The sequence below is a fragment of the Arsenicibacter rosenii genome, assembly GCF_001870735.1.
Classification (GTDB): domain Bacteria; phylum Bacteroidota; class Bacteroidia; order Cytophagales; family Spirosomataceae; genus Arsenicibacter; species Arsenicibacter rosenii.
In genome coordinates this window covers 1-6742 of the sequence record NZ_MORL01000052.1, presented here as the reverse complement: position 1 = coordinate 6742, position 6742 = coordinate 1, and the positions used below count along the sequence as shown (strand labels likewise).

3 protein-coding genes are annotated in these 6742 nt (G+C 48.9%); 2 read left to right on the top strand and 1 reads right to left on the bottom strand.

Features of this window, described 5'->3' with window-relative positions; genetic code table 11:
- Positions 1–201: 201 nt before the first annotated feature.
- Positions 202–1572: a helix-turn-helix transcriptional regulator gene (locus BLX24_RS31920; protein WP_083422258.1), complete on the top strand. Its 1371-nt coding sequence runs from the start codon at positions 202–204 to the stop codon at positions 1570–1572.
- Positions 1573–1662: 90 nt separating this feature from the next.
- Here the strand turns inward: BLX24_RS31920 and BLX24_RS29225 are convergent, their stop codons facing one another.
- The gene (locus tag BLX24_RS29225) at positions 1663–3420 is read right to left on the bottom strand and encodes an ABC transporter ATP-binding protein (protein ID WP_071506764.1); all 1758 of its coding nucleotides are present in this window, start codon (positions 3418–3420) and stop codon (positions 1663–1665) included.
- A gap of 570 nt (positions 3421–3990) precedes the next feature.
- Here BLX24_RS29225 and BLX24_RS29220 point away from each other — a divergent pair.
- Positions 3991–6742: SusC/RagA family TonB-linked outer membrane protein (locus BLX24_RS29220; RefSeq protein ID WP_229201917.1), on the top strand; the 2752-nt coding region annotated here is incomplete at its 3' end.

Below are 6742 nucleotides of genomic sequence, written 5' to 3'. Positions count from 1 at the left end.
AGTTAGCAATCTATTTTATGATATTTGTCGTATTCTAAGTAACAAAATCGGTACAGCAAGCCTTAACGCTTTCTCAGTCAGGCGGAACAGGGTAAATCTTGAGCCCTGGCAGGGTATCAGCGGACCTTGTGTGGGCTTGATTAAGGCCGGATGATGTTTGCTTAAATTGTACTTTTCTCATTTTTGAAAATAATAAAGGCCATGTTCAGAGACGTTTATGCTCCCCGGATTTTGGTAATTCTGATTGGTGTTTTCACGAGCCTTTTCTGTTTCGGACAAGCAAACAATTACCACCAGCTTGAGGAAAAGGTATACCAGTTGAATAATCAGCTGAAGTTTAATGAAGCGCAGGCGCTGTTGTTGCCCGTACTGGAGGCTGACCAGTATACAGCGGATGAAAAATACCAGGCTGCCCTTCTGCTTTCGTACACCTATAAGCGTGTGTTCGATTACCAGTCTACACTGAAATATCTGCATTTAGCCTATTCGATTGCGGCCAAAACAGATAGAAAAGAAGCCTATCGTCAGGAATTGCTGGCCGAAGAAGCACTCGTGCAGTTTGATATCCGGCACTATACCCGGTCGGATAGTATCATGAAGGTGCTGGAAAAGAATGGCTACAACTATATTGATACAGAAAACAAGGCTAAGCTGATTATGCAGCAGGCTTATCTGCAGTTTCTGAACAAAGACTATGAACGCGCGGAGAAAACTTACGATGTAGCCATCGGCTTGCTCAGGCAAGTTGCTGCCTGTCATTTGCCGATGATTTATGTCAAAAAAATGCAGTTGTATGATGCTATGAATCAGCCGGAAAAGCTTAATAAGGCCTTGCAGTTATCGGCTCACTATGCTGATTCGTGTTCCATCATTAAATACCATATTTATGCCTATGAAGAGTTACTGAAAATTCTGGAAAAGCGCAATGACCTTGCGGGCAGTGTTGCGACCCGGAAAAAGCTCGACTCACTGAATCTCATTTATGCCCGCGAAGAAAAAATTGCTGCGCTGCACGATCAGAAGGAGTCTTATCTGCTCGATGAACGCGACAAAAAGATAAAACAGCAGCAAGCCAACACCAATGCCCTGATTCTCTCAACCGGCGGTTTGATCGCTATTCTGGCGGCGTTGGTCTACTGGCTGGTGCAATTCCGCCGGCAAAAGGCAAAAACCGATGCTGATATTCTCCGGATGCGGTCGGAACTGGAAGCTGCTTTTGCAAATCAGCCGGCGCCATTGTCGGCCGGCCAAAGCGTTTCTGAGCCTGTACTGATCCGGGAAGAAGCCACGCGGCTTACCGCTGAACCCGCCATTGACGCTGCTGAAATGCCGGCCCTGAAACTACCTGAATTGTCAGAAAAAGATATTCCTGACAACATGCTGTCGCTGATTAATGAACTCTCGGGCAGGCAGAAAGAGGTGTTACAGTGTATGCTGACCGGTATGACCAACAAAGAAATTGCGGATACGCTGTGTATTTCAAACAACACGGTTAAATATCACATCAAGAATATCTACGTGCTGCTCGAAATCAAGGACCGGAAAGACTTCCTTATATCCGTGAAGCGGTAAACCCGGGTTTCCCTTATACTTTCCAGCGCGTTCGGTTTCCGGAAGGGGTTAAACCTTCCGGAAGCTAAACGCGCTGGAAAACAAGTATCATTACACCGCCACAGCTTCTTTGCGCTCCCCGATCTGCTGCCGCCACATGGCATAGTAAAGGCCCTTCTGTGCCAGTAATTCTTCATGGCGGCCCTGCTCGGCCACGTTCCCTTTTTCAAGCACAAAAATGCGGTCGGCGTGCAGAATGGTACTCAACCGGTGGGCAATCAGAATGGTGATGTGCTGCCGTGAGCCCGAAAGCTGCCGGACTGTTTTGCCGATTTCTTCTTCGGTCAGTGAATCAAGGGCTGAGGTCGCCTCGTCAAATACCAGCAGTGTCGGCCGGCGCAGCAAGGCGCGGGCAATGCTCAGCCGCTGCTTTTCTCCCCCGGAAACCTTCACCCCGCCTTCGCCGATTACGGTATCGAGTCCTTGTGGGGCACGGTTCAGGAGTGAATCCGCGGCGGCTTCGTGCAGGGCTTTCAGGCATTCTTCATCGGTGGCATTGGGAGCCACAAAGCGGAGGTTCTCGCGGATGGTTCCGGCAAACAACTGGGTGTCCTGGGTCACAAAACCGATTTGTTCCCGCAATTCGTCCAGGTCAATATTGGCCGACGAAATGCCGTTGTAGAGAATTTTGCCTGACAAAGGCGGATACAGTCCGACCAGCAGCTTAACGAGCGTGGTTTTGCCTGACCCCGATGGCCCCACGAAGGCAATGGTTTCGCCCAGCGAAACATCAAAAGAAATGCCGTTCAGCGCCGGTGTTTCGGCCGATAAATGCTTAAACCGTACCTGATCAAATCCGAGAGAGCGGATTTTTTCGACATGAACGGGGTGAGCAGGCCTCACATCTTTTGGCGTATCCAGAATCTGCTGGAAATTAGCCAGTGATGCCTCGGTTTCGCGATAGGTATTGATGATATTGCCTAATTCCTGCAAAGGACCGAAGATGGCAAAGGAGTAGATAAACAGCGAGAAAAACTCCCCGACGGTAATGTCGCCCTGCACCACCAGAAAGAGCATCATCAGCATGATCCCGTTGCGCAACAGGTTGACGAATGTGCCCTGTACGAACGAAAGAGACCGGATATAGCGCACTTTCTTCAGCTCAAGTTTCAGGATTTTCTCCGTTGTCCCGTTCAGGCGTTCGGTTTCCTGCTGGGCCAGCCCTAAACTCTTAACCAGTTCGATGTTACGCAGACTTTCGGTGGTTGAACCGGCCAGGGCCGTTGTTTCGGCCACAATGGTTTTCTGCACTTTCTTTATTTTCTTGCTCAGCAGCGAACTCACCGAACCGAGCAGCGGAATCGTCAGAAAATACACCGGTGCAATCGGCCAGTAGACGGTACTGGCATACCACATAACAAAGACAATGCCGACGATGGAGGTAAACAGGATATTGACAAACGACTGAATCNGCACTTTCTGGAGCTTGCCCAGGGTTTCGCCGGACCGCTGGTCTTCAAAAACCTGATACGGCAGTTCCAGCGAATGGCGCAGCCCATCGGTATACAAGCGCGCTCCCAGCCGCTGCGTAATGACATTTACGTAATAATCCTGAAAGTTTTTGGCAATACGGCTTACCATGGCCACACCCAGCGCCTGAAGAATCAACAGCCCGGCACCACCGGCCAGAAAGTCCATAAAATTAAAGGAATGCAGCCCTTTACCATTGGGCTTTACTACATACTGGTCAATGATCTTCCGGAAAATGTACGGGTCAAGCAGTGAGAAAATCTGATTAATGGCAGCCAGTAACAGGGCAAGAATAAGCAGGCCCCAGTATCTGCTCAGATAGGAGTAGAGTAATTTCATGAAAGGAGTATTTGTCTTTATCTGTGCAACACAGAATTCAGAGAAATGGTGTCCATACCGGCGAAAGTATGTCCGTATGCACGGAAGTTAATGAGCCGGGGCTTTTCTGATTCGCATACATTCCGGCTATAAAACTATACAAAATGAACATCCCGTTTTTTTCTACTCACCTTTTTGACTGATTTGAGTTTTTTGGACTGAGATTAAAAAATGTCAAAATAACACGTTAAAATATTTGCTGTTTTTTTGATTTAAGAAGGGTAAATATAAAAATGGTGCCACTTTAGTACACAAAACCAATGAATTGTGCTATAAACGGACACAACCTTTTAACTAGAATTTTATATGTCCGTGGGCCGGTAAAACCAAAAACCAGCCTGTTAAGGCAGGGTGAGTGCATAAACAACCTTAACGTTACCTAGACAAAATAAACCCATCAACAAGAGCCGCAACTTTTGTGTCTGGTTTGCAAAAATCAGCGCTATAGGAATGATTTTGTCCATACATCCTTACAAACCTGGCAAGTGAATACCCTATTAATTTAACATATAACACGCAATCTTCAGAATTATGCAATTGAAACGACTACCTATTGCGGTCATCTACCGGTGTGCGGTAACCGGACTGGTGCTACAATGGCTTTGCGTCGGGCAGGTGAGGGCCCTTCCGGATAAGCCGAAGCACAGGAAAACACCTGTGAGCGCCCTGAAAGATGACAAGATGGTTGCCATTACCGTTACCGGTGTGGTAAAAGGCGACGACGGAGAAACACTGCCTGGTGTAAACGTCGTTGAAAAAGGCACGATGAACGGGATCTCTACCGACAAGGACGGTAAGTACAAAATCACCGTTAACGGAACAAATCCGGTTCTGATTTTCAGTTATATCGGGTATGTGTCGCAGGAAGTTTCCGTGGGAGCTAAGCGCAACATTGACATTAAACTGATTGCCGAAAATAAATCCCTCCAGGAGGTTGTTGTGGTAGGGTATGGTACACAGCGGAAAGAAAGTGTAGTCGGAGCCATTACGCAGGTCGATAACAAAGCCCTGATGCGCTCCGGTACCTCCAACGTTACCAATGCGTTGGCCGGTAAGCTGTCGGGGGTATTGACCATGCAGCAAAGCGGTGAACCCGGCAGCGACCACTCCGAAATTGTTATCCGTGGTCTGTCGAGCTGGAACGGCTCGCAGCCCCTGATCATGGTCGATGGGGTTGAACGCGATTTCCGCGATATGGACCCGAACGAAATTGCCACTATTTCGGTCCTGAAAGATGCGTCGGCAACGGCCGTATTCGGAGCCAAAGGGGCAAACGGGGTTGTTATCGTGACCACCAAGCGGGGGGCAGTCGGTAAACCGAAACTGGACTTTACCGGATCCTACGGCGTTTCACGGGCAACCCGGATTCCGGATCATATCAGTTCGTTTACGACCATGTCGATGTATAACGTGGCCATGATGAACGGGCAATCGTTTCAGGATCTGATTCCGCAGTCGGCGCTGAATGAATACAAAAATCCGTCGACACCGCTCAACGCGCTCCGGTATCCGAACGTAAACTGGTTTGACCTGATGACTAAGGAGTTTGCTCCTAACGCGAACGCAAACTTCAACGTATCGGGCGGAACCAGCGCCATAAAATACTTTACCTCACTGGGTTATACCTACCAGGGCGATTTCTTCAAAGCCTACCATAACGGGTATGATGATACACGGTACTGGTACCACCGGTTCAACTACCGGACCAATATTGATTTCAACCTGACCAAAAATACGACCTTGTCGCTGAACGTCGGGGGGGAAACCGGTATCAAAAACCAGCCGACAGACAGCCCGTGGCGGAACCTGTACTCGACAGGCCCGGCCCGGTATCCGGCCTATTTCCCGTCGTGGGTATTAGATCAGGTGCCTGATCCTGACTATCCGAATGCCAAAGGAGACCGGCTGGCAATGAACTTCGGTGAGTTTACCGGTAATCCATATACGTCAATGAATCAGGGTTCGTTTAACCGTTATCTTGATTCGAAACTGTTTACGGACCTTATTCTGGATCAGAAACTGGATTTTGTGACACAGGGGCTGAGCATGAAAGGTAAGGTGTCGATGAGTACGTATTACCGTAACCGTTCCTTATACGCCAGTTATACGTTCCCCGAATATCAGCTTGATTACACCAAAATCGGTACAGAGCTGAATCCGTGGTTCCGGAACGGGCAAGGCAATGAGATGTTCCAGCAAGGTCCGCTCGACATCAACGTCGGTGAAATGGAGAATGACTATTACAAGGATTTCTACTATGAATTGTCGATGAATTATGCGCGGACATTCGGCAAACACAGCGTTTCGGGTCTGGCCCTGGCCAACCGTCAGCAACGAGACCGGACAACGCAGTTCCCGTATTACAACCAGGCCCTGGTTGGTCGGGGGACCTACGATTATGCCGGTAAATACCTCGTGGAAGTTAACCTCGGCTATACCGGTTCGGAGCGTTTTGCGCCCGCCAACCGCTATGGATTCTTCCCGTCGGGAGCCGTTGGCTGGCTGGCTTCTGAAGAGAAGTTTGTAAAAGATAACGCACCGTGGATCAGTAAGCTGAAGTTCCGGTATTCGGATGGTAAAGTGGGTAGCGATATTGCGGCAAACCGCTGGCTCTATCTGAGTGATTACTTCAAGGATAATGCAGGGTATATTCACGAAGACCTTGGCCCGAACCTGAACTCGCAGTGGGAAGAAGCCCGCAAACGGGATATCGGTATGGAGCTGGGCTTATTTAACGACAAGTTTACGTTCAGCGTCGATTTGTTCGACGAACAACGGTCGAAAATGTTGCTGGTACCGCGTACGGTGACGATGCTGGTTGGTAACTCATTTAAGGAGCTGAACCGTGGTAGTCTGAAAAAACATGGTATTGAACTGGAAGCCGAATACCGCAACCGTACCAATTTCGGGCTGAACTATTTCGTGAAAGGTATTTTCGGTTTCAACGAAAACCGGATTCTGTTTAAGGACGACTTACCGTATGCCTTCGATTACCAGAAGCAGCAGGGCAAACCACTGGGCGCCCAGCTCGACGGTGTGCTCCTGACCGGTACGGGCTATTATACCTCGGTAGACGATATCCACAATAATACTTCCGCAATTGATCTCCAGAAGCTGAATGTCGGTGACTATAAGTTCCTTGATTTCAACGGCGACGGCCGGGTAACCAACCTCGATAAGTACCCGATCCGTGGCTCAGACTATCCGCCGATTACCTTCTCGTTTTCGTCAGGGTTCTCGTTCCGGAAGTTCGATTTCAACTTCATGTTCCAGGGTAACGTCG

Bases quoted from the DNA above. Each gene is read 5' to 3' on its own strand.
- BLX24_RS31920 (WP_083422258.1), top strand. From the start codon at position 202: ATGTTCAGAGACGTTTATGCTCCCCGGATTTTGGTAATTCTGATTGGT.